Source organism: Pseudomonas sp. PA-1-6B (assembly GCF_021609545.1).
Lineage (GTDB): Bacteria > Pseudomonadota > Gammaproteobacteria > Pseudomonadales > Pseudomonadaceae > Aquipseudomonas > Aquipseudomonas fluorescens_BV.
On sequence record NZ_WJZM01000084.1, the window covers coordinates 1 to 22,871 of the forward strand.

Consider the following 22,871-nt stretch of genomic DNA (forward strand, 5'->3'; position numbering starts at 1 on the left):
GCTGATCCAATGTTGGCCAGAAGCTGTTTGGAGCTTCCTCGGATAGGCCTGATACATAGATGCAACCGGGTACCAATGTTTGAAAAGCGGGTTGAAAGTGGGGGCGAGTCCATACATAGGAGCGAGCTTGCTCGCGAAAAACCCACAGGCACCGCGCTTACTCAGGAAGCCCGCGTTATGATTGACGTTTTTCGCGAGCAAGCTCGCTCCTACATGGCATTATCGTGCCAGGCTACCAGGTGCCCATCGCCAGACTGTGTGGCGAAAACTCCGCGAATTGCCAGCGCAACGCCAATGCTGCCGGGCGGCGGACCAGATGTTCCACCGTCACCGTCCACAAGCGCTGCGCACCCTCGAACTCAGCCACTTGCGGCCCGTCGAGAATCAAGGTTGTACGCCCCGCCACTTGCAGCACGTCACCGGTCTCAAAATCAACAAACAACAACCCCGCCACCGGGTTGGCGTGCAGGTTGCCGAGTGTGTTGAAGAACAGGTTGCCGGCAAAATCCGGGATAGTCAGTACGTTGCCTTCCACGCGCACAAATCCCGTATTGCCGCCTCGGTGGGAGACGTCCACCGAGCGTTCGCCGTGCTGGTCGATGTAGCTGGCGACGAAGAAGGTGTCGGCGTGGCGGATCAGTGCTTGTGCGGCGTCGTCCAGGCGGCAGCTGCGCTCGGCCAGGTTGCCGGGTTTGCGTGCAATGCCAGCGACGGGCCGCAGTTGGATGTATTTGGGGCAATTGCCGAAAGTGTGCACTACGTCCACCGCAAAGCCCTCATCCTCAAGCGATCCGATCTGGCCATTCATGCGATTGCGGCGGCGAGTGTTGAGGTCGATACCCAGCAGGCCGATCGCCGCGCCATCCGCTATCCCAGCCCAGGCGGGATCGCTTTTGGCGGGCAGGCTGTCGATCTGCAGCGTGTGTGGGTCCGGTGAATGCACAAACCCGGGTGCGCCTTCCAGCATCGTCGCCCAGGGGATGCCCTGCTCGTCCACCACACCCGCGATCAAGTACGGCAGCAGCGGATAAAAATCGCGGTGCTGCTCAGGCAAATGATCACGAATGACCTTGGGCCCGATCATGGCCATGCGTTCAGAAACGCCGGCACTTTCCTGCAGGTGTCGTTCGCCGACATGCCAAGGGGTTGCTTCAATCGAGTGCATGGCGCTCACCTCCGGTTAGATACGAGCATGCTGCGCCCAGGCCGTAATGGAGAGAATGCCCACCCAGGGCAATCCACTATTACGCCAACTGAAACGCCGGATGCTCGCGCAACGCGGTGACGCAGTAGTCGACAAAGCTGCGCACGCGCATCGACGCATGACGGCCTTCGCGGTAGACCACATGCACCGGCTGCGGCGGCAACTCGAAGGTAGGCAACAGGCGCTGCAACTGGCCGCTCGCCAGGTGTTCGTGCAGCGGGTAACTCAAGGCTCGAATCACGCCCGCCCCCTGCACCGCCGCATTGATCGCGCCTTGGACAGTGGCGAAACGCAGCCGGGCGCGAGCCTTGAGGGTGTAGTGCGGGAAATCCCAGTGCACCGGGTCGGCGCTGGCAATCAGATGATGCTGCTTGAGTTCAGCCGGATGCCGGGGTTCGCCCCGGGTCGCCAAGTAAGCGGGGCTGGCGCAAAGGACAGTGCCCACCTGCCCGACTTGCCGCGCAATCAGCGACGAACTGGGCAATTCGCCGACCAGCACCGCCACATCCAGCCCTTCTACGTGCAGGTTAGGGAAATAGTCGTGGTAGTGCGCGATGACACGCACCGCCGGGTAGCGATCCGCATAGCCGGCCAACAACGGCGCCATGACATAGCGGCTGAACAGCAACGGCAGAAATATCCGCAGGTCGCCCTGGGCCTGCACATGCAAACCGTTGGCCGAGGCCTCGGCCGCGTCCACCGCTGCCAGCAGGCGCACGCAGTCGGCAAGGTAAGCCTGGCCTGCATCGGTCAGGTTGACACCGCGTGTACTACGTTGCAGCAACACCACGCGCAGGCGTGTCTCAAGGCGCGCAACAGCTCGTACCAGCGTGGGACCTGAAACCTGCGCATGGCGCGCCGCCGACGCCAGGCTGAGTTGCCCGGCCAGCGCCGCAAACAGCTGCATATCGCGATAACGCTCCATCAGGCACGCTGCTTGGTCGCGGCGCTCAGGGCCGGGTCCTGCCCGAGGCGATGACTGAGGAAGTCCACAAACGTATTGACCTTGGCCGGTACTCGGCCGTTTTGCTGGAACACCACGTGGATCGGCAGCGGCGCCGGTTCGAAATCCTCCAGTACCAGTTCCAGTTCCCCCGCCGCCACCGCTGCCGCGACTTGATAAGACAGCACCCGCGTCATGCCCCACCCCAGGCGGGCCAGGTTGATCGCGGCATTGTTGGCGGTGACAACCAGGCGTGGCTCGATGGGTACCTTCAGCGGCCGGCCGGCGTCAACGAATGTCCACTCACTGACCAGTTGGCTGGACGATGAGGTGACGAGCTTGGCCTCACGCAACTGCTCGGGCCGCTGGGGGCGCCCGTGTTGGTCAAGATAAGCGGGCGATGCGCACACCACCCGGCGTACTTCGCCGACCTTGATCGCTTGCTGCCCGGGTTGCTGCAGGTGGCCGATACGCACCGCCACGTCAACACCTTCGTCGGTCATATTGACCACCCTATCGACCAGCAAGGCGTTGATACTCACCAACGGAAAACGGTCCAGATAATCCCCCAGTACCGGCGCCACATACAGCTCGCCAAACAGTACCGGTGCGGTCACCGTCAACTGGCCGCCCGGGATGGAGTAGCTGCCCGCCGCCGCTTCCTCGGCTTCGTCCAGCTCGACAAGGATGCGTCGGCAATCGTCCAGGTAACGCTGGCCGGCTTCGGTCAAGTGCAGGCTGCGGGTGGTGCGCGCCAGCAACTGCGTGCCGATGCGTTGTTCCATGGCGGCAATGGCGCGGGTCACGCTGGGCGGCGACGTGTTCAGGCGCCGGGCGGCAGCAGCGAAGCCCTCCTCCTCGGCCACGGCCAGGAACACCTGCATTTCATGAAATCGATCCATCTTTACGCCTTCTGATTATGTGCCCCTGTGGCGAGGGAGCTTGCTCCCGCTGGGGCGCGCAGCGGCCCTGAAACCTGCCAGCGCGGTTTGGCTGAATAAATACGGCAGCCTTGTTGGGGCTGCTGCGCAGCCCAGCGGGAGCCAGCGCCCTCGCCACAGGTGTTGGGCTTCAACTCGATTGCAAGCCGACAGCCGTGCGCGGCATGCCGACAAAACCCGGCAGTGCTTCGATGCTGGCGAGCCAGGCGCGTACCTTAGGGTAGTCGGCCAGGGGCACATTGCCTTCCGGCGCATGGGCCACGTAGGTGTAGAAGGCGATATCGGCAATGCTGGGCTGCTCACTGGCGAGGAAACGGCTCTGGTTCAGTTGCTGTTCCATCACGCTCAGCAAGGCATGGGCACGGTTGATTGCGCTGACAGTGTCCACCTCGGCGCCAAACACCGTGGCCAAGCGCGCCGTGGCAGGCCCGGCATGGAGTGGGCCGGCGGCGGCCGAGAGCCAACGCTGCACCCGGGCTTGCCCGACAGGGTCGCTCGGCAGCCATTCGCCGCGGCCATAGGTGCTGGCCAGATAAATCAGGATCGCATTGGAGTCGGCCAGTACCGTGCCGCCGTCATCAATCACCGGCACCTGGCCAAAGCTGTTCAGGGTGGTGAGGAACTCAGGCGTTTTATGCGCACCTTGCTTGAGGTCCACCAGGATAAATTCACTCGCCAGCCCCAGCAGGGACAACATCAGTTCGACCCGGTGGGAATGGCCGGACAGGGGGAAACCATAGAGTTTGATCGCAGGCTGGGTCATGACAGGCTCCAAATGAGTGGGTATCGACGCCAGGGATGTTCTACCACTGCCATGTCTGGCGGAATGACCAGGATTCACAATCCAGCATTTCATCCAGCGAAACAATCTTCATTGACGTCATAGCCAAGCTTGGCGCGAGGATTTCATGAAAAAATTCAAACTATCGCCGTCCCCATCGTTCACACCTTCACGTGCAACGTTAAGTAGGAGGCAACATGCAGTACCGACAACTGGGTCATTCCGGCCTGCTGGTATCGGAAATCATCCTGGGCACCGTGCCCTTTGGCGGTCGCGCAGAGTTTGAAAAATGCGGTGCGGTGGACGTGCCCCTGGCCAAGCGCATGTTCGATATGGCGTTCGACGCCGGGGTGAATATGGTCGACACCGCCGACCTCTATTCCCACGGCCTGGCCGAAGAAGTGGTGGGCAAGGCGCTGGGCGACAAGCGCAACGACATTCTGCTGGCCACCAAGGGCCGCAGCCCGGTAGACGACAACCCCAACAACTCCGGCTCGTCGCGCTACCACTTGATCCGCGCCTGCGAAGCCAGCCTCAAGCGCCTGGGCACCGACCACATCGACTTGTACCAACTGCACAACTGGGACGGCATGACGCCAATCGAAGAGACCCTGGAAGCCCTGCGCCTGTTGGTCGGCTCGGGCAAGATCCGCTACTTCGGCACCAGCAACTTCACCGCCTGGCAGATGATGAAAACCCTGGGCAAGGCTGAACTGCACGGCATGCTCAAGCCGATTACCCAGCAGATCTACTACACCCCGGAATCCCGCGAGGCCGAGTACGAGTTGCTGCCGTTGGCCCTGGACCAGCAGGTTGGCACTTTGGTGTGGGGCCCGATGGGCGAAGGCTTGCTGACCGGCACGACCCGACGCGGGCACAAGCCGCCCGCCAATACCCGCCAGGGCAGCGGTTGGCCGGAACCCTACGTCCACGATCAGGAACGTGCACTGGACATTATCGAGACCCTCGCCGCCGTCGGTGATGAACACGGCGTCTCGGTCGCCCGCACCTGCCTGGCCTGGCTCAAGGATCGCCCGGGGATCACCTCGCTGATTATCGGCGCCCGTACGGAAGCACACCTGCGCGATAACCTGGCGGCCACCGAGCTGAAACTCACCGAAGAGCAGTCGGCGCGCATCGAAGCCGTCACTCGCCGTCAGCCGTTGTACCCCTACTGGCACCGCTTCACTGCCGGGATTGATCGTTTTGACCCAGCGGAGCAACCCTTCCTGGCCGAGCATCAAAAAACCCTGGATGCGCGGCAGGACAAATAAAACAGCACCCGCCCCAATGCCGATGAATTAAGCGAACGCAATGCTCAAAGCAACGAAGATCCAATGTGGGAGCTGGCTTGCCTGCGAAAGCGGTGGTGCAGTAACAGATGCAGCGACTGACCTACCGCTTTCGCGAGCAAGCCCGCTGCCACACGGGGACTGCGCTTGACTGAGTGGCATTGGGGCAACCCCACAATCTCAGGGTTGCACCGAACGGCAATGCTGCCTATATTTCCCGTCTGGCGCTCTCTACGCCACCTTCCGCGGAAAGGGCTGCGCCCAAGACATCCCAGCTCCACCTCATTTCTACGACTCCCAACCTTGAAGCGGAAAAGGTTTGTGCAAGGAGCTCGTATGTCGCAACGCCCTTTAGCCTCCACTACCCATGGCCGCCTCAACCTTGAGCAGCAGCGCAAGCGCGCCAAGGAACTGTTGTCGCAGCTGAAAAGCCTAGACCCCAGCGCAACCTTGTCCCAGGCTCAATGGCAGGTAGCCAAACAGCTGGGCTTCGCCAGTTGGCCCAAGCTCAAGGCCCACGTCGACGCCCTCGACTTTGCCGCCCGCCACCCTGGTTTCGATGCCAGCGATGAATCCCGCACCACCCATTGGCGGTGTGGTAATGATATTGCCCACAGCCTGCAACTGGCCGGGTTCAAGGGACAGTTCCGGATGCTCACTGACCCGTTGTGCATGGGGCCAGTGCGTGAACTACCCAGCGAAGCGTTCCGAGCGATGCGCAGTACCTTTATCAGTCAGGCCTTTGCCCTTGACTCCACTGAAGTTGCGCATCGCATCAACGATGAATACAACCAACTACAAGCCTTGAACAACGCCGATCACAGTGTGCTGTGGTGCGAGGCGGACGCCTACGATCAATTGTTCCTGGTCCGCGCCCTGGCTGGCCTTGAGCAGGCGCCGCGCAAGCTGGAGCTGATTGAGGCAGACCGAATTCCCGGCGTCGAGCGATTTATCGGCATAGGCCAATTGGCCCCCGATGTGCTGGCCTGGCTCTGGCCGCAGCGGCGCTTGATCGACGACGACGCAGTGCAGTTGGCCAAACGGGCCTGGTCGGCTTACTGCGACAGCTCACCGCTCAAGCTCGCGGAACTGGCCCATGGCAATCACCCTGCCCTGCCCTTTCTGGCGCCGGCGTTACAGCGTCAGTTACAGGAGTTGCCGGGTCTCGAGGATGGGTTGTCACTGACTGAACGTTTGTCCTTGAAATATATTACTGAGGCCGGGCCTGTGCCTTTCGGTCGGGTGTTTGCCGAGTTGATGGCCAAGCGCGAGCCACTGCCTTTCCTGGGCGATATGATGTTTCACGCGCTGCTGCGCCCATTGATTGATGGGACGGCGCCGCTGCTGATCGAGACCGAAACGAACATGGAGTGGCCGCGCCGCGTATTGGCGCTGACGCCACTGGCGCAGCAGGTACTGGACGGCAATGCCTGCTGGCTGGACCACGCCAGCCATGAGCGCTGGGTCGGTGGTGTGTGCCTGCGGCCACGGCAACCTCATTGGGCACTGGGCCATGATGATCTGCCCGTCTGGCGTGACTGATGCTGCACGATACGATCAGCGCTTGGGAAACAACCCCACGGCACATGCCACCACCGTCGGGTCGCCTTGGTAGACCGCCCGCGGGCTAATCGAAGGCTGGGACGCTCGGCCGTCCACGGCGTGCAGCATGGGCCACTCAGCGATCGGAAAACTGTGTGACGGATCGACAATTTCCATGCAGCGTCGCAGGGAGGTGAAGTCGGGCGACTGTGACAATGACAGGTGCAGGGTCTGGCTAACCGAGACCGACACCACAGAGCGCTGCGCACATTGCCCGTCATAAATCAGCGTGTGGCGGATCAACGGGTTGTCATGGCAGTACTTGAGCAGGTTGACCTGCCGCGAGTGCACCAGCGCAGTGTTGATGATCAGCAGGTCAAACGCCACAAGGCCCGAGCGTGTCAGTGCCTGCAACTCGTCGAACGAACTCAACGGGGCGATGCGGTGATAACCCAGCTGGTTGAGCATTTTCTCGATCTTGATCCGTTGCAAAAGCTCTGCATCGGCAATCAGAAGGCGTAACGCTTTATTGGACATAGGGTAAACCTGACAGTTGGGCATCCGCGTCGATCATTCAACGCTGAGCAAAGTACCGTCAGGGGTGAACCTTGACTTTAAGGCGATTCTGAAACGGCAATCAGGGGCACACCGTACTTTTAAGAATCGCCTCAAAGCCTTCGTGCCACTCACTACCTACCATGGTCTGCGTTCCCTCACCCGACCATGGAATTGCCGTGTTCATGTTTCTACTCAGAGTGGTGCTGCTGGCCTGCGGGCTGCTGGTGCTTGCGCCCCCGCCTGCCAATGCGGCGCTGAAGATCGAAGGCACCCGCCTGATCTATTTCGGCCAGGACAAGGCCGCCGGTATCAGTGTGGTCAACCAGGCCTCGCGGGAAGTGGTGGTGCAAACCTGGATCACCAGCGAGGACGAATCAGCCGACCGTACCGTGCCCTTTGCCGCCACCGAGCCATTGGTACAACTGGGCGCCGGGGAGCATCACAAGCTGCGCATACTGTATGCCGGTGAGGGCTTGCCCAGCGATCGTGAATCGCTGTTCTGGCTCAATATCATGGAAATCCCGCTCAAGGCCCAAGACCCCAACAGCGTGCAATTCGCGATCCGCCAGCGGCTCAAGCTGTTCTATCGCCCTCCCGCACTCCTGGGCGGCTCGGCCGAGGCGGTGCAGCAGTTGGTATGGAGCAGCGACGGGCGCACGGTGACGGCCAACAACCCCAGCGCCTTCCACCTATCGCTGGTCAACCTGCGAACCGACAGCCAGACGCTCAGCGATTACCTGCTGCTCAAGCCTCATGAACGCAAAACCCTGACCGCGCTCGACGCTGTACCCAAGGGCACCACTCTCCACTTCACCGAAATCACCGATATCGGTTTGCAAGCCCGTCATAGCACGGCGCTCAACTGATAAATCACGGGGTATTTGAACCGATGTCACTGACCAAACGCTGTTTACCGCTTCTGGTGTTGGCCTGCGCGGTCTTGCCCGCTACCAGCCACGCACTGGCCTGCCGCGAGGACGGCACCAACTCGATCATCACCCAGGAAGCGCTGGGTACGGCGCTGGCGGTCGCCGCCGACGCACCCAACGGCACTATCATTTGGGAATCCGGCCCGCGCTCGACCAATGTCATCTGCAAGGACGACTACCTCCACGGCCGTGAGGAAGTGTATTTTTACGTCAACCCCGCCAGCGTGAGTATCGGCACCGGGATTCGCGTGGGCATTCGCTACAACAACCAACCGATTACCCAAAGCACCGGCAAGGTCGGTACCGGTTTCTTCTCCGACCGAGGCTGCAATTTGTCCAACTGCGTGGGCTGGGACAAGGCGCGCTTCACCCTCAATTTCAGCGTGTTCATCGAGAAGTACGACCCCACGCCACCGAGCGGCCAGGCCAGCACGCTGACCTCTTACCGCGTGTTCCAACTGGACGGCGTGCGCGGGCTCAACTCACGCCCCAACAGCAACTTCAATTATGTGGTCACTGGCATGAACGATATCCGCTTCGTGCCTTGCACTCCCGAACTGACCATCAGCCCCAGCGTGGTCAACTTCCCCACACCTTCGCGCAAAGCCTCGATCGGTGAAGTCGCCAGCAGCGCAAACTTCAGCCTGAACCTGCGCAAGGGTTGCGACACGCCCTATACCGTCAGCGCACGCTTCGCCACCACGCCGGGCGGCGGCAGTGTGAACAATGGCCTGCTGGTGCCGGACAACAACAGCTCAGTCGGCATCTCGCTATCTCGCGCCGAGAGCCAGCAGCAACTGCCCTTCAATAACTGGTTCACGCTGCAAGAACTGATGGGCCTGGGCCAGAGCCACGATGAATTCCGCGCCGACCTCAAGTGGCGCACCCTACCGATTCCAGGAGCGTTCGATGCTGCCGTGGTGGTGGATATGTACTACAAGTAGATGATTTTTAAGGATCGTCTTATGCCACCGGCAAAGGCCCAGACGTAAAGTCTGCCGATGCGATTGAAAAGTTATCTGCTCCAGATCAACCCCGTCCTCTCCCGACCCGAAGCAGCCAGAAGGCTGCTTCGTATTTTTGCGAGCGTGCTGCTGGTAGGCATCCTCAGCGGGGTCTATACCTTTTTGCTGTCGACCTTCAACAACGACATCTCCCAGCGCCGCGGCTACATGAGCAGCGCCATTGCCGAAGCCCATACCTTTTTCACCAACCGCCAAGCCCTGCTCGAAAGCCTGAGCCTGTCGGCAGTGCGCAAGCAGTCCAGGGTCTATCCATCCTCGGCCGAAGAACAGCACCTGGAATTGGGCGACACATCGGGCAACCAGTGGAGCATCTGGCTGACCGCACGCATGCGCGACTACCTCAAGGCCAAACAGCTGAACCTACTCTATGTCAACGCCGGCCCCAACCCGCAAGTGATGCGCCTTTACGACGCCACCGCGCAGGTATTGCCGATTTCCAAATGCATGCTCAATCGCCTCAAGGCCCTGCAGCACACCGACCCGGCCACACTTAACGAACTTTGGCTGAGCGACAGGACTGAACAGCACTCGCACCTGTACATCTTCATCCGCCTGGACGAACGCGACCCCGACTCCGGCTGGCTCGGCCTGGAGATGGATAGCCGTGAAGTCTCCTCGACACTCAGCGACCAGAGCGCCGGCGAGTTCATGATGCTCAATTCCCAGGGCATGCTGGTGTTCACCAACAGCACCGATAAACAGTTGAGCCAGCAACAGCTGAGGCCCGGCGAAGACAGTTTTTTCGGTTTTGTCGGCAACGGCTGGCTACCCGACCACCTGGTGATTCGCAAACACCTGAAGTCCTCTGAGTGGCAGTTGATGTACTCCATCGACCTGCGTGCAGTGGTCACTGGCCTGTGGAAACAGCTGCTCGGTTCGTTGTTGCTTTGCCTGTTCAGCCTGACGCTGATCGGGCTGGTGATGCGCCGCGTCGACCAGCGTTTCATCATTCCGTCGATCCATCGCATCCAGGCGCTGATCGAAAGCGAAGCCTTCGGCCGCGATGTGATCCAGACCGCTCCTGTGGCCCTCTGCGTGCTGCGCCGCACCGACGGCCAGGTGGTACTGGAAAACGCCCTGGCCCAGCAATGGCTGGGTAACGGGCCGGAGCGCGAGGCGCTGCGCGCCGGCTGGATCGAGCAAGCCTTTGCCAACGGACCTTCCGAGCGCAGTGACTACTTTGAAACCATCGATGGCCGTCACCTGTACCTGAGCAGTGCACCCACCCGCTACAAAGGCGAAGACGTGCTGTTTTGCGCCTTCAGTGACATCAGTGCGCGCAAGCAGGTCGAGGCGGCGCTGGAAGAGGCGCGGCAATCGGCGGACGCAGCCAACGCGGCAAAAACCCTGTTCCTGGCGACCATGAGCCATGAAATCCGTACACCGCTGTATGGCGTGCTCGGCACCCTGGAACTACTGGCGCGCACGCAACTGGATGCACAACAAAAGGACTACTTGCAGGCGATCGAAGGCTCATCGTCGACCTTGCTGCAACTGATCTGCGATGTGCTGGACGTATCGAAGATCGAGGCCGGGCAGTTGGCACTGGAGATGGGCGAGTTCTCTGCGCTGGACCTTGTGCATGAAATCATCCAGGGCTACGCCGCAGCGGCCCACGCCAAGGGCCTTCAGTTGTATGCCTGCTTTGATCCCAAGCTGCCGGAACGTCTGATCGGCGACGTAACGCGCATCCGCCAGATTCTCAATAACCTGCTCAACAACGCGGTGAAATTTACCGACTATGGGCGCGTGGTGCTGCGGGTCAAAGTGCTGGGCCGCGACGGAGAACGCTCCAGTCTGTTGTGGCAAGTCTCGGACACCGGCAAAGGTATCGCCCAGGAAGACCAGGCGATGATCTTCGAGCCGTTTTACCAGAGTGAGGGCAATACCAATGTGGTCGCCGGCACCGGCCTGGGCCTGCCTATCTGCCAGCGTCTGACGGAGTTGATGAACGGCAATATCCGCATGGTCAGCGAACTCGGCCTGGGCAGCAGTTTCAGCCTGATCCTGCCGTTGGAAGAAGCATCTGTTCCACCGATGACACCGTTGCTGGCCGAGACCATTTACGTGGCCTCGCCGATCCCGGAACTGGCAAACGCCATCGCCGGCTGGTTGCGCCGTTGGGGCGCGAGGGCCCAGGCCGGCTTGCCGACGCTGGCGGACACACATCTGCTGTTGCAAGTGCACCCCGGCAGTGTCGACCCGTTGCTGGTGCCCGAGTGGCCCGGGCCGGTGATTCACGTGAGCAGCAACGCCTGCCCCGGCGTAGAAGCCGACGCCGGCGCCTGGCACGTCAACCTCAACCACCTGGGGGCTATTCATCAGGCCGTGAGCCAGGCGCAAGGGCTATGGGTGGCCCGTGCCGATGAGCAAACGCACCGGCGGGATCTGAACAAACTCAACCTGCACCTGCTGGTGGCCGAGGACAACATCATCAACCAGCTGATTTTGCGTGATCAACTGGAAGAACTCGGCTGCACCGTGGAGCTGGCGGCCGACGGTCAGCAAGCGTTGCAGCTCCACACCGCCGGCAACTTCGACGTGGTGTTGACGGATGTGAACATGCCCCATATCAACGGCTATGAACTGGCGCGTGAACTGCGGCGCCAGGGCTGCACGTTGCCGATTATCGGGGCCACCGCCAACGCCATGCGCGGCGAGGCCGACCTGTGCCTGGCCGCCGGCATGAACCATTGCCTGGTCAAACCCTTTGCGTTGCGGGCTCTATTCAACTCCCTGGCGCCTTATGCACGGATCACCCATGAAGCCCCTTAGTATTCTGATTGTCGAGGACCATCCCCTGCAGCATATCTACCTGCAGAACTTGCTCAGCGAGTTGGGAGACTTCCTGCTCGAAACCGCCGAGGATGGCAAAGAAGCGCTGGAGCGCCTGCGCCAGCGGGACTTCGACCTGGTACTGACCGACCTGCTGATGCCCGGCATGGACGGCGTGCAGTTTATCCAGTGCCTGGCCAGCCTGCGCTGCAAGCCGGCGCTGGCAATCATGAGTGCGGCGTCGAGGCGCATGCTGATGGCGGCCAGCCTGGTGGCGAAAAACCTCGATGTGGAAGTGCTTGGCCTGATTTCCAAGCCCGTGAACGCCGAGGCCTTGCGCACCCTGGTCAACCAACTCAGGAACAGGGTGCGCACGCCTACCCCCGAACTGCCCGAGCACATGGACATCGACCGTCACACGCTGGTGCAGGCCATGAGCAGCGGCCAGTTCCAGGCCTGGTTCCAGCCGAAAAAATCCCTGGCCAACGGCCGTATCGTCGCTGCCGAAGCCCTGGTGCGCTGGATGCACCCCGAACAAGGCGTGATGCTGCCTGCCGCGTTCCTGCCGGCAATCAAGGCGTTCGAACTGGAGGAGCGGCTGTTGTGGCTGGTGCTCAAGCAAGCGATCCACGCCCAGGAACACTGGCGCCAGCGCGGCTATGAAATTCCAGTGTCGATCAACCTGCCGACCCACTTGCTCAACAGCCATGACCTGGCCGACCGTTTGCTGGAGTTCGTGCTGCACCACGATGGTATCCCGGGCATGATCTGCTTCGAGTTGATGGAATGTTCGGTGCCGCAGGACATCAGCAATTTCTACGCCGGCGCCTGCCGATTGCGGATCAAGGGGTTCGGTTTGTCCCAGGATGATTTCGGCAAGGGCTACAGCTCCTACCTCAATCTGGTGTCCACGCCATTTACCGAACTGAAGATCGACCAGGCGCTGGTGCAGGGCAGCCACGACAACGAAGGCATCGCCCAGGCATTGGCGAGCATTATCGCGCTGGGCCGCAAGTTGGGTCTGACGGTGGTTGCCGAGGGCGTGGAGACCCCGCAGCAATTGGCGCTGCTGCGCAAAATCGACTGCAATCAGGTGCAGGGGTTCCTGATCTCTCACGCAGTGTCTTCGGACCAATTTCAGCAACTACTGAACAATGATGGCCCCGCGACATCTCACTAGCTGGCGGCCACGATCATAAGGAGTAAGCTCCATCCAGTGCCGATTTATCCTGCGCCTGCGGAAACCCCTGATGAAGCACAATAACGCGATTCTCGAAGCCTTTACCCGCAGCTCATTGCGCCTGAACAAAGGCTTGATGGTGTTGATGGGAATCGCGTTGCTGCTGATGCTGACCAATTACTGGTCTCTGCACCGGGGCGTCGAAATTCGCTACAGCGCGATGCGCTTTCACTTTGCGCGGCTGATGGAAAACCTCGCAGAACAGCAAACCTACCTCAAGAGCCTGACACACCCCGGCATCCAGGCCGAACTGCTGCACGCCACCAACGTGCAGGTCAGCCTCAAAAGCCGCATGGTCGACAACCGTCGCACGCTGTACGAAGGCCAGAAGTATTCGTTTTCGGTGCCCTTCAGCGTCAAGTTCGATGAACAGCAGATCAGCACCGCCGCGAGGCCGCCGATTTTTGCCCTGGGTGCGCACTTGACCAGCTACTACAGCGCCTTCTGGTCCTCCTCGCCGTACGAGGCGCCGCAAACCTTCCTGCTCAATCGCCAGGCCGACTACGCCATCACCATTCCGTCCGTGGGCTATCAGCACCGGGAAAGCCCCGAGGATACCGACAACCCGGTGGCCCGGGTCAACGCCGTGCAGCAAATCCTTGCACAGGCGCCGCAGCCACTGGAGCAGAATCGGGTGTATTGGCAGGCCGGCCCCGAACCCGAACATTTGCTGGCCTACATCGGCCTGCCACTCGACGCCCAGGGCCAGGCCGTGATCGGCACCCTGCTCGACGTGTCGCAGGTCGACGATGTACAGCGCGCGCTGAATCACTCGGCGTTTGATCGCTTTACCCTGATTGGCCCTGACGGTAACCGGTTGATTGGGCCAGCCAACCAGGCGCAGCTCAGCGATGGTGTGCATTTCACGGCCGACGGCTTTGAATTCAAGGTCACCGAGGCCGGCGACCAGCCCTGGAGCGCGGTCTATGGCCTGAACTACTCGCACTTCTTTCACTCCGCATTGTGGCCGTTGAGCACCATGGCGTTGGTGCTGTTCAGCCTGGTTACACTGGGTTGGGCTGGCAGCCGATGGTATCGACGCCAGGTGATCACCCCAGCACAACTGGCCCACGAACGCATCGCCGAAAGCGTGGCGTTCAGCCGCGTGATCATCGACACCGCACCCACTGGGTTATGCGTGGTGCGACGCAGCGATGGCAGGGTATTGATCGAGAACCAGCGCGCCCAGCAATGGCCGGGCACCTCACGCCTGGTGGAGGCAATGGCCGGTAAGCACGATGGCGCCGAGAGCGGTGAGACGCACTTGGAGATCGAAGGCCGGCACCTGCAGATCGGCTTTGTGTCGACCCGTTATCAGGCTCAAGACGTACGCCTGTATGCATTCAACGATATCACCCGGCACATCGAAGACGCCCAGGCCCTGGAAGAGGCACGTCATGCCGCCGATGCGGCCAGCGAGGCCAAGACGCTGTTCCTGGCAACCATGAGCCATGAGATCCGCACGCCGCTGTATGGCGTGCTCGGCACCCTCGAATTGCTCGGCCTGACCGACCTCGACCCGCACCAGAAAACCTACCTGCACACCATCCAGCGTTCGTCCGCCACACTGTTCCAACTGATCAGTGATGTGTTGGATGTCTCGAAGATCGAGTCCGGGCAAATGGCGATAGAAGCCGTGGATTTCTGCCCGCTGGACATGCTCGAAGATACCTTGCACACCTACGCCGCCTTCGCCCGGCGCAAGGGGTTGCAGCTTTACAGTTGCATCGACCCGCAGTTGCCGAACTGCCTGATGGGCGACCCGATGCGCATCCGCCAGGTCCTCAATAACCTGGTGAGCAACGCCATCAAGTTCACCGACTTTGGGTGCGTGGTGATTCGTGCCAGGGTGGTGGGCAGCGACGCCAATAATGTCGACCTGGAATGGCAAGTCACCGATTCCGGCGTGGGCATTGCCGAGGCGCAGCAGGCCAAGCTCTTCGATCTGTTCTACCAGGCACCGGACACCGCCAGCGAAGGCGGCACTGGGCTTGGCCTGCCGATTTGCCGGTGGCTGGCGCAGATGATGGACGGCGAAATCCGCGTGGTCAGCGAGCCCGGGCTGGGCAGCAGCTTTACCCTGAAAATGCGCTTGCCACTGTGTTGTGGTGCACTGACCAACCTGCCGCTGATCGAGCCCAGCTCGACGCCGGTGTATGTGCAGGCACCGGTACGCGAACTGGCGCAGGCAATGAGTGACTGGCTCAACCGCCTGGGAATCACCGCCGCCCTGGCCGCGACCACCCAGGACAAAGACAGTCACCACGCGGTACTGGTAGAACTGTTACCCGGCGAGCCCCCCAAGCCATGGGCCGGCCAACGTGTGCTCTGCCTGCCCGGTGCGCACAGCCCGCCGCTGCACACAGCGCAAGGCTGGGTGGTGGATATGCACGACATACGCACCATCGCCGCCACCGTATCACTGGCGCAGCACGGCAGGCACGAGCAACCCACGGCGACCCGGCCACAAAGCGCCGGGCGGCTAGAGCTGCGCATCCTGGTGGCCGAGGACAACCCGGTCAACCAGGCGATTATCAAGGAACAGCTGGAGGCGCTCGGTTGCTCGGTGAGCCTGGCCGCCAACGGTGAACAGGCGTTGCAGTTATGGCAACCGAAGGCCTTCGACCTGGTGCTGACCGACGTGAATATGCCGTTGATGAATGGCTATGAACTGGCCAGAACCTTGCGTGAGCATGATCCACACTTGCCGATTATCGGCGTGACCGCCAATGCAATGCGCGAGGAAGGCGTACGTTGCCTGGCAGTGGGCATGAACGCCTGGATCGTCAAGCCTTTGAGCCTGCAAACCCTGCGCGATCAGTTGATCAAACTGTGCAAGGTCAAGTCGCCGGTTGAGCCTGACGCCCAGGTATTCGACGACCGCGTGCAACTGTCGGACAAGATGCGCCCGCTGTTCATCAGCAGCGTGCAGCAGGATATGCAGCGCATCGGCGCGGCCCTGGTCCAGCGTGATGCCCGTGGCCTCGGCCAACTGCTGCACTCGATCGCCGGCGCTTTGGGCGCAGTGCAGGCGCTCAGCCTGGCCCAGGCCTGCATCGAACTGGAAAGCGCACTTAACCGCGGCAGCCTCGACACAACGCTTGAGCTCAAGGTGAAGACTGTGATGCAGCGTCTGTCGGCCGTTCTGGAGACTCTCCAGCTCGGGCACTCTTCACTCACTTGAACTGGCACTACGGACGGCCCTTTATGAAAAAATTCAACGTGGTAATCGCGGACGATCACCCGATCGTGTTGCTTGGCGTTCGCGAACTGGTAGAGCGTGACATGCGCTTTCAAGTCGTCGGCGAGGCCGTGTGTTCGGCCGGCCTGATCGAGCTGTTGCAGCATCAAGGCGCTGACATCGTGATTACCGACTACAACATGCCGGGCGACTCGCCTTATGGCGATGGCCTGAAGCTGGTGGAGTACCTCAAACGGCACTTCCCGCAGGTACAGATCCTGATCCTGACCATGATCTCCAATCACCTGATTCTCACCCGCCTGCAAGAGCTGGGCGTGGTCGGCATCATCCAGAAAAGCCAGTTGCATACCGAGATTCAACTGGCACTCAAGGCGATCGCCCAAGACAGCGACTATCGCAGCCTGGAGCCGCCAAAGACCTCGGTGATAGAGACCCTCACGGCAATTGACGAGCGCTTTACAAGTTTGTCACCCAAAGAGTTCGAGATCCTGCGCCTGTTTATTTCCGGCATGAGCGTGAGTGATATTGCGCGCCGCCAGAACCGAAGCTCAAAGACCATCAGCGCACAAAAAGTATCGGCCATGCGCAAACTTGAAGTGAGCAGCGACCAAGACCTTCTTGCTTATTGCCTGGAACGTAACATCTTCAACTAACGCGTAACTTGCAAGCCATTCCTGGACAATGGCTTCGCCCTTTGTTTTCTGGCTCTTCACTGCTGCAACCGTGCAAATAACCTGCCCGCCCCAGCGCTTATAAGAATCGTCTTATTCGCTCCTACCGCCTCGTCGCCTACTCTTTGCTCGCAGTTCAACAACAGCACTTTTTTCCAACTAAACCTTACGGACATCATCATGAAGAAGTTTTCCCTGGCTGTTATCGCCTCGGCCATTATCGCGGCCTCCGGCAGTGCATTCGCCGAAGGTGAAGCAGCAGCGCCAACCCTGGGCGGCAGCGGCAAAATCACCTTCACCGGCGTGATCAACAACGACGCGTGCTCGGTGGACGGCGCCAACTCCGACCGCACCATTTCGGTGGACATGGGCAACGTTTCGATCAAGGACATGGGCACCGCGGAAAACCCAACCGCAGGTCGTGTGACCGCCAAAGACTTCAACCTGAACGTCAACTGCAACCAGGGCACCAAGGTCGCCATGATCTTTGACGCCAACAACGGCGGTTCCGGCCTGGTCACCGGCAAAAAAGTACTGGCCCTGAACCCGGGTTCGGCCACTGCACAAAACGTCGGTATTGCCCTGCTGGACAGCAAGGGCAGTCTGATTGACCTCAGCTCGCCAAGCACCGCACGCATTGAAAGCACCATGCACGGTGCCGGTACTGAAGGCGGCGACGCCACCCTGAGCTTCGCGGCCGCCTACGTCACTACCGCAGCGGCGGGTTCGTCGACCGCCGGTCGCGGTGACGCCACCCTGCCGTTCATCCTGCAATACGAATAATTCGGCGCCCCGGGCACCGAACGCGCGAGGCCTTGCGGCCTCGCCATTGTCTTCTGATTACACCGGATAACCCTCATGCCGCCTCGTTCTATCGCCGCATGTCTGGGGCTGCTGGGCTTGCTCATGGCTACCCAGGCCGCCGCCAGCATTTCATTGAATGCCACCCGTATCGTGTTTGACGGTGACCACAAGGAAGCCAACATTACCGTGCGTAACGGTAACCAGGATGTATTGATTCAATCCTGGGTCGACATGAACGACGCCAGCGCCAGCCGTGCACCGTTTGCCGTCACCCCGCCACTGGCCCGGGTATTCGCCAAGGAACAACAACTGCTGCGCATTCTGTATGAGGGCACCGGCATGCCCACGGACCGCGAGTCGGTGGTGTGGCTCAATGTGCAGGAAATCCCCAAAGCCAACGAATCCGAGAACACCTTGCAGTTGGCCATCCGCCAACGCATCAAGATTTTTTACCGCCCTGCCGGCCTTACCGGCAGCGCGCTGCAAGCCCCTGCACAGCTTGAATGGACGCTGGCCAAACACGGCAGCCAAACCCTGTTGCAGGTGAAAAACCCGACGCTGTACCACGTGTCCATGGCCGACATCAAAGTGCAGGCGGTAGTGGCCAGCGACTCCACCATGATTGCGCCAGGCGAACAAAAACAGTTTGCGCTCAGTGCTCCAGTTGCCAGCGGGCCGGTGCGGTTGTCGTTTTCCAGCATCAATGACTACGGCGCGCAGAATCACTACAGCGCGCCACTGTCTAGCGGCACCGCGCTACCGGCGTATGCGACTGAATCGCGACTTAACCCCTAAGCACTTTCGCTAACTCACAAGCTCACTTCGCGTGCGTGTTTGCGTGCCCGACTGTCCGTCAATCAGGGATGTCATAGGTCTTCGCATGTCTTTTCTTTCCAGCAACAGGCCCGCCCGTGGCGTATTGAAGTTGAAGACGCTGTCGCTGGCGATTGCTGCCAGCTTGCCCAGTCTGACCATGGCCGATGACGCTGCGCAAACCTTCAACACCACGTTCCTGCAAGGCTCGCAGTCGCCGGTGGACTTGCAGCAATTGCTCTCGGCCAACAGCGTGCTACCGGGCAATTACCGCGTCGACCTGTACAGCAACGAAATGCTGGTGGGCCGACGCGATATCGATTTCAAGCGCAACCCGAAAAACGGTCGTGTAGAAGCCTGCCTGACCCTCGACCTGCTCAAGCAACTGGGTATCGACCTGCACCGTTTGCAGGCCGAGGGCAAACTTGACCCGCAGCAGCCGCAGGACTGCTACGCCCTTGCCGACATGATCGAAGACGCCAGCGTGCGCTACGACAGCAGCCGTCTGCGCCTGCTCGCAAGTATCCCGCAGGTGGCGATGCAGCGTGGCTTGCGCGGGTATGTCGACCCACAGTTGTGGGACGACGGTGTGCCCGCCGCCTTCATCAACTACCAGCTCAACAGCAGCCGCACCGCCGGCGACTATAAAACCCGCATTGCCAATAACCTGGGCCTGCGCAACGGCATCAACCTGGGGGCCTGGCGCCTGCGCAACGAGTCGAACCTGAGCGGCGGCACCGATCGCTCGAACACCTTCACCAGCAACCGCACTTACTTGCAGCATGACGTCACCGCGATCAAGGGCCAGTTCAGCGCCGGTGAGATTTTCTCCGACACTGACCTGTTCGACAGCGTGCGCTATCGCGGGGTCAAGCTCGCCTCTGATGATGGCATGCGCGCCGACAGCGAGCGCGGCTATGCACCCGTAATCCGTGGGGTGGCGCAGACCAACGCGACGGTGGAAATCCGCCAGAACGACTACATCCTCTACACCGCCAACGTCGCGCCAGGCCCGTTCGAAATCAACGATATCTACCCCAGCGGCTCCAACGGTGACCTGCAAATCACCGTGATCGAAGCCGACGGTACGCGGCGGGTGACGATGCAGGCGTTCTCCAGCCTGCCGATCATGGTGCGCGAAGGCCAGGTGAAGTACAGCGTCTCGGCGGGCACGTTCAAAAGCAATGCCGATGGCCTGGCCTCCCCACGTTTTCTCAGCGGCACCCTGGCCTATGGTTTGACCAGCAACCTCAGCGGGATTGTCGGCCTGCAAGCCAGTGAGGACTACAGCGCGCTGTCGATCGGCGCCGGGCGGAACACCTCGTTCGGGGCGTTCTCGCTCGATACCACCCATTCGTCCAGCAAGGCCCAGGGGCGAACCTCCCAGGGCAGCAGCGTACGCGCCTTGTACGCCAAGACCTTTGCCGGCACCGATACCAACTTCACCCTGGCCGCTTATCGCTACTCCACCGAGGGCTATCGCAGCCTCACCGACCATGTGGAAGACAGCAGCGAAGACGTGCGCGTGCGCACCGGCCACTCGAAAACCCGCACCGATCTGACCATTAACCAGAGCCTCGGGCGCAACAGCGAATTTGGCAGCCTGTATGTGAACGCCAGCGACCAACGCTACTGGAATCGCGGCGGCTCCCAGAGCTTTTCCGCGGGCTACACCGGCAACTGGGGCGATCTAAGCTACAACCTTGGCGTGACGCGCACCAAGCAGATCGTCACCTGGGGTGAGCCGAGCGGCGACACGCAGGTGAACCTGTCGGTGTCTTTCCCGCTGGGCAGCCAGGCCCGCGCGCCACGGGCGTTTGTCACCACCAGCCACCAACGTGGCGATACCACCACCCAAGCGGGCATCAATGGCTACGTGGCCGATACCAGCGACACTTTCTATTCGGTGCAGGCCGGCCACAGTGACACCAGCGGCGACTCAGGCTCGGTGAACGTCAACAGTCGCACCGCCGTGGCAGATGTCAGCCTCGGTTACAGCCAGGGCCAGGGCTACAACTCACAGAACTTCAATCTCGCCGGCTCGGTGGTGGCTCATGCGGGTGGCGTCAACCTGGGGCAGACGGTCAGCGAGACCTTCGCCCTGGCCGAAGTACCAGGCGTCTCTGGTGCCAAGATCAGCAGCTACAGCGGGGTGGAGACCGGGTACAACGGCTATGCCGTGGTGCCCACTGCGCAACCCTACCGGGTCAACTGGATCAGCCTGGACACTCGCGATCTGGGAGGCGACGTGGAAATCACCAACGCCACCCAGCAACTGGTGCCGCGCCGTGGCGCCATCGTGGTGGCGCATTACAGTGGCACTAGCGGACGTCGCGTATTGTTTGAGTTGTTTGATGCCCAGCATCAACCGCTGTCGTTTGGTGCCTCACTGGAAGACGCCAATGGCAAGCAGTTGGCGATTGCCGATCCGAATGGTAATGCCCTGGCACTGGTGGAAGAGGATCAGGGCACGCTGATCATCAAGTGGGGTGAGCAGCATTGTCGTGCCACCTATGCGTTACCACCGCAGAACAAGGCGCTGAACTATGAGCGCCAGTCACTGGTGTGCACGCCTTGATTGTGCGGGTAATTGCGCTACTGTGCTGACCACGCGCCTACCCTCTGCGAGACTTGCTCATGCGTAACTTGTTCTTCGCCAGTGCCTGCCTATTGACCACCGCTCTGGCAGGCTGCCAGCAAACACCCCCGGCCAACGACCAACTCGATGCAGTGCTCTGGACCCAGACGTCCATCGAACACGAGCTGATCTACCGCCAGCTCTTCGCCAATGCCACCCGCCAACTCGATGTAGCACTGGCCGACCCCAGCTGGGACGCCCTGCCTTTGCCTGCCCGCAAGCTGACCGGTTTGCCGCCGGCGGTGATCGTGGATATCGACGAGACCCTGTTGGACAACGTGCCCCTCAACGCCCGCGACATCATCAACAATCAGGTCTATTCCTACGATCGCTGGAATACCTGGGTCGAGCAGGCCAAGGCTCAGGCGCTGCCGGGTTCCGTGGCGTTCCTGCAAGCGGCCAGACAAAAAGGTGTCAAGGTGTACTACCTCACCAACCGCGAACACAGCCAGGTCGCGGCTACCGCCAAAAACCTGCGTTTGCGCGGTTTTCCGATTGAGAGCGACACACAGATCCTGGCGGCCAGCACCCCCACCGGCCACTGCGAAAGCGCGGGCTACGGCAAGCAGTGCCGCCGTCAGTGGGTCGCCAGCCATGCCCGCGTGCTGTTGATGGCAGGTGACTCGCTGGGAGATTTCGTGCAAGCCGAACACAACACCCTGGATGCACAACGCAAGGCCGTCGAACCCTATGTGAACTGGCTAGGCCAGCGTTGGTTCCTGCTGCCCAACCCGAGCTACGGCAACTGGTATAGCGCGCCGTATGGGGATGATGAGAGCTTGCCGTTTGCGCAGAAACGCAGGCTCAAGCAGCAGGCATTGCTGTTGCAGCAATAGGGTAAAGCCCTGCCGTGATGATCGTTGCCACGCTCTGCGTGGGAACGATCAAGAGCCGCTCATTGCTTGGGGCGCAACAGCTGCATCTGCTGGCGATAATCATCCGTCACCTGCCGCGCCTGGCTGCTGCTGGTAATCACCCTCGGCGTAATCAGCACAATCAGCTCCGTGCGGTCCTTGGACTTGCTGGTATTGCCAAACAACCAGCGCAACCCCGGAATCTTCCCCAGGTAAGGCACGGCACTGACGCTCTCAGCGTTGTCTTGCTTGATCAACCCGCCGAGCAGCACCGTCTGGCCACTCTGCACCGCTACCTGGGTGGACACCGAGCGCGTGGAGATACGCGGGTTCACCGGCGTCTCACTGTTTCCCGTCGGGTTCTGGGCATCACTGACCTGTTGCTGGATATCCATGTACACCAGCCCACCCGGATTGATGCGCGGCACCACATCCAGAATCACCCCCGTCTGCACATATTCGACACTGCTCAAGGTGGTGTCGGCGTCCCCGGTATTGACGGTGGTCTGGCTGATGGGAATGTTGTCCCCCACCTGGATCTGCGCCGGCTGGTTGTTCATCACCACCAGCGATGGCGCCGACAGCACCTGGGTGCGGCCGTTGGTTTCCAGGGCGTGCAGGGCCACTTGCAGGTTGGAGCTGACGAAGGAGTAGAACAA

Annotated in this window: 18 protein-coding genes and 1 pseudogene; 12 read left to right on the top strand and 7 right to left on the bottom strand. The window is 60.9% G+C overall.

The window, feature by feature from the left end; all coding sequences use genetic code 11:
* The 5 genes and pseudogenes from GIV35_RS25625 to GIV35_RS25645 form a co-directional block, all read right to left on the bottom strand.
* A pseudogene (locus GIV35_RS25625) lies at positions 1-201 on the bottom strand (hypothetical protein); the annotation flags it as partial.
* Positions 202-232: 31 nt separating this feature from the next.
* Positions 233-1,165: a pyridoxamine 5'-phosphate oxidase family protein gene (locus GIV35_RS25630; RefSeq protein WP_236265917.1), complete on the bottom strand. Its 933-nt coding sequence runs from the start codon at positions 1,163-1,165 to the stop codon at positions 233-235.
* A 79-nt stretch (positions 1,166-1,244) separates the two neighbouring features.
* Positions 1,245-2,129 carry a LysR family transcriptional regulator gene (locus GIV35_RS25635; protein ID WP_236265916.1) on the bottom strand — a complete coding sequence of 295 codons (885 nt, stop codon included), beginning with the start codon at positions 2,127-2,129 and terminating at the stop codon, positions 1,245-1,247.
* A complete protein-coding gene (locus GIV35_RS25640) occupies positions 2,129-3,049 on the bottom strand; it encodes a LysR family transcriptional regulator (protein WP_236304324.1) in 921 nt (306 codons plus the stop codon). The genes GIV35_RS25635 and GIV35_RS25640 overlap by 1 nt, the downstream gene beginning before the upstream one ends.
* Before the next feature lie 169 nt (positions 3,050-3,218).
* Positions 3,219-3,851 (bottom strand): glutathione S-transferase family protein, encoded by a 633-nt coding sequence (locus tag GIV35_RS25645; protein WP_236265979.1) that lies wholly within the window; start codon positions 3,849-3,851, stop codon positions 3,219-3,221.
* A gap of 215 nt (positions 3,852-4,066) precedes the next feature.
* Between GIV35_RS25645 and GIV35_RS25650 the strand changes: the two genes are divergently transcribed.
* Positions 4,067-5,143, top strand: a complete 1,077-nt coding sequence (locus GIV35_RS25650) for an aldo/keto reductase (protein ID WP_054898365.1) — start codon at positions 4,067-4,069, stop codon at positions 5,141-5,143.
* A gap of 354 nt (positions 5,144-5,497) precedes the next feature.
* Complete coding sequence (locus GIV35_RS25655) at positions 5,498-6,703, top strand: DUF1835 domain-containing protein (RefSeq protein ID WP_236265178.1); 1,206 nt, start codon at positions 5,498-5,500, stop codon at positions 6,701-6,703.
* 15 nt (positions 6,704-6,718) lie between these two features.
* Here the strand turns inward: GIV35_RS25655 and GIV35_RS25660 are convergent, their stop codons facing one another.
* The gene (locus tag GIV35_RS25660; RefSeq protein ID WP_236265180.1) at positions 6,719-7,240 is read right to left on the bottom strand and encodes a chemotaxis protein CheY; all 522 of its coding nucleotides are present in this window, start codon (positions 7,238-7,240) and stop codon (positions 6,719-6,721) included.
* Positions 7,241-7,437: 197 nt separating this feature from the next.
* Here GIV35_RS25660 and GIV35_RS25665 point away from each other — a divergent pair, with 197 nt between their 5' ends.
* From GIV35_RS25665 to GIV35_RS25710, 10 genes are all read left to right on the top strand, one after another.
* Positions 7,438-8,127, top strand: a complete 690-nt coding sequence (locus GIV35_RS25665; protein ID WP_105227291.1) for a fimbrial biogenesis chaperone — start codon at positions 7,438-7,440, stop codon at positions 8,125-8,127.
* Positions 8,128-8,150: 23 nt separating this feature from the next.
* Positions 8,151-9,134, top strand: coding sequence for a fimbrial protein (locus tag GIV35_RS25670; protein ID WP_054898363.1), 984 nt, complete (start codon positions 8,151-8,153; stop codon positions 9,132-9,134).
* 57 nt (positions 9,135-9,191) lie between these two features.
* Positions 9,192-11,990 carry an ATP-binding protein gene (locus tag GIV35_RS25675; protein WP_236265182.1) on the top strand — a complete coding sequence of 933 codons (2,799 nt, stop codon included), beginning with the start codon at positions 9,192-9,194 and terminating at the stop codon, positions 11,988-11,990.
* The gene (locus GIV35_RS25680) at positions 11,977-13,170 is read left to right on the top strand and encodes an EAL domain-containing response regulator (protein WP_003192443.1); all 1,194 of its coding nucleotides are present in this window, start codon (positions 11,977-11,979) and stop codon (positions 13,168-13,170) included. Before GIV35_RS25675 ends, GIV35_RS25680 begins: the two co-directional genes overlap by 14 nt.
* A gap of 70 nt (positions 13,171-13,240) precedes the next feature.
* A complete protein-coding gene (locus tag GIV35_RS25685; protein ID WP_236265184.1) occupies positions 13,241-16,414 on the top strand; it encodes a hybrid sensor histidine kinase/response regulator in 3,174 nt (1,057 codons plus the stop codon).
* A gap of 23 nt (positions 16,415-16,437) precedes the next feature.
* Positions 16,438-17,085, top strand: a complete 648-nt coding sequence (locus tag GIV35_RS25690) for a response regulator (protein ID WP_054898360.1) — start codon at positions 16,438-16,440, stop codon at positions 17,083-17,085.
* Positions 17,086-17,283: 198 nt separating this feature from the next.
* On the top strand, positions 17,284-17,886 hold the full coding sequence (locus GIV35_RS25695; RefSeq protein WP_014719104.1) for a fimbrial protein: 603 nt from the start codon (positions 17,284-17,286) through the stop codon (positions 17,884-17,886).
* A 75-nt stretch (positions 17,887-17,961) separates the two neighbouring features.
* Positions 17,962-18,702, top strand: coding sequence for a fimbrial biogenesis chaperone (locus GIV35_RS25700; RefSeq protein ID WP_105227296.1), 741 nt, complete (start codon positions 17,962-17,964; stop codon positions 18,700-18,702).
* 85 nt (positions 18,703-18,787) lie between these two features.
* A complete protein-coding gene (locus GIV35_RS25705) occupies positions 18,788-21,298 on the top strand; it encodes a fimbria/pilus outer membrane usher protein (RefSeq protein ID WP_236265186.1) in 2,511 nt (836 codons plus the stop codon).
* A 59-nt stretch (positions 21,299-21,357) separates the two neighbouring features.
* Positions 21,358-22,194, top strand: a complete 837-nt coding sequence (locus GIV35_RS25710; protein WP_105227298.1) for a 5'-nucleotidase, lipoprotein e(P4) family — start codon at positions 21,358-21,360, stop codon at positions 22,192-22,194.
* Between the two features lie 59 nt (positions 22,195-22,253).
* On the opposite strand, the gene GIV35_RS25715 is transcribed toward GIV35_RS25710, so the two are convergent.
* The coding region (locus tag GIV35_RS25715; RefSeq protein WP_236489167.1) for a type II secretion system protein GspD at positions 22,254-22,871 on the bottom strand (618 nt) is incomplete at its 5' end.

What these genes read in the sequence shown, in the direction of transcription:
- GIV35_RS25640 (WP_236304324.1), bottom strand. Translation starts at nt 3,049, where the DNA reads ATGGATCGATTTCATGAAATGCAGGTGTTCCTGGCCGTGGCCGAGGAG.
- GIV35_RS25690 (WP_054898360.1), top strand. Translation starts at nt 16,438, where the DNA reads ATGAAAAAATTCAACGTGGTAATCGCGGACGATCACCCGATCGTGTTG.
- GIV35_RS25705 (WP_236265186.1), top strand. Translation starts at nt 18,788, where the DNA reads ATGTCTTTTCTTTCCAGCAACAGGCCCGCCCGTGGCGTATTGAAGTTG.
- GIV35_RS25635 (WP_236265916.1), bottom strand. Translation starts at nt 2,129, where the DNA reads ATGGAGCGTTATCGCGATATGCAGCTGTTTGCGGCGCTGGCCGGGCAA.
- GIV35_RS25650 (WP_054898365.1), top strand. Translation starts at nt 4,067, where the DNA reads ATGCAGTACCGACAACTGGGTCATTCCGGCCTGCTGGTATCGGAAATC.
- GIV35_RS25695 (WP_014719104.1), top strand. Translation starts at nt 17,284, where the DNA reads ATGAAGAAGTTTTCCCTGGCTGTTATCGCCTCGGCCATTATCGCGGCC.
- GIV35_RS25630 (WP_236265917.1), bottom strand. Translation starts at nt 1,165, where the DNA reads ATGCACTCGATTGAAGCAACCCCTTGGCATGTCGGCGAACGACACCTG.
- GIV35_RS25645 (WP_236265979.1), bottom strand. Translation starts at nt 3,851, where the DNA reads ATGACCCAGCCTGCGATCAAACTCTATGGTTTCCCCCTGTCCGGCCAT.
- GIV35_RS25655 (WP_236265178.1), top strand. Translation starts at nt 5,498, where the DNA reads ATGTCGCAACGCCCTTTAGCCTCCACTACCCATGGCCGCCTCAACCTT.
- GIV35_RS25685 (WP_236265184.1), top strand. Translation starts at nt 13,241, where the DNA reads ATGAAGCACAATAACGCGATTCTCGAAGCCTTTACCCGCAGCTCATTG.
- GIV35_RS25680 (WP_003192443.1), top strand. Translation starts at nt 11,977, where the DNA reads ATGAAGCCCCTTAGTATTCTGATTGTCGAGGACCATCCCCTGCAGCAT.
- GIV35_RS25670 (WP_054898363.1), top strand. Translation starts at nt 8,151, where the DNA reads ATGTCACTGACCAAACGCTGTTTACCGCTTCTGGTGTTGGCCTGCGCG.
- GIV35_RS25660 (WP_236265180.1), bottom strand. Translation starts at nt 7,240, where the DNA reads ATGTCCAATAAAGCGTTACGCCTTCTGATTGCCGATGCAGAGCTTTTG.
- GIV35_RS25675 (WP_236265182.1), top strand. Translation starts at nt 9,192, where the DNA reads ATGCGATTGAAAAGTTATCTGCTCCAGATCAACCCCGTCCTCTCCCGA.
- GIV35_RS25710 (WP_105227298.1), top strand. Translation starts at nt 21,358, where the DNA reads ATGCGTAACTTGTTCTTCGCCAGTGCCTGCCTATTGACCACCGCTCTG.
- GIV35_RS25700 (WP_105227296.1), top strand. Translation starts at nt 17,962, where the DNA reads ATGCCGCCTCGTTCTATCGCCGCATGTCTGGGGCTGCTGGGCTTGCTC.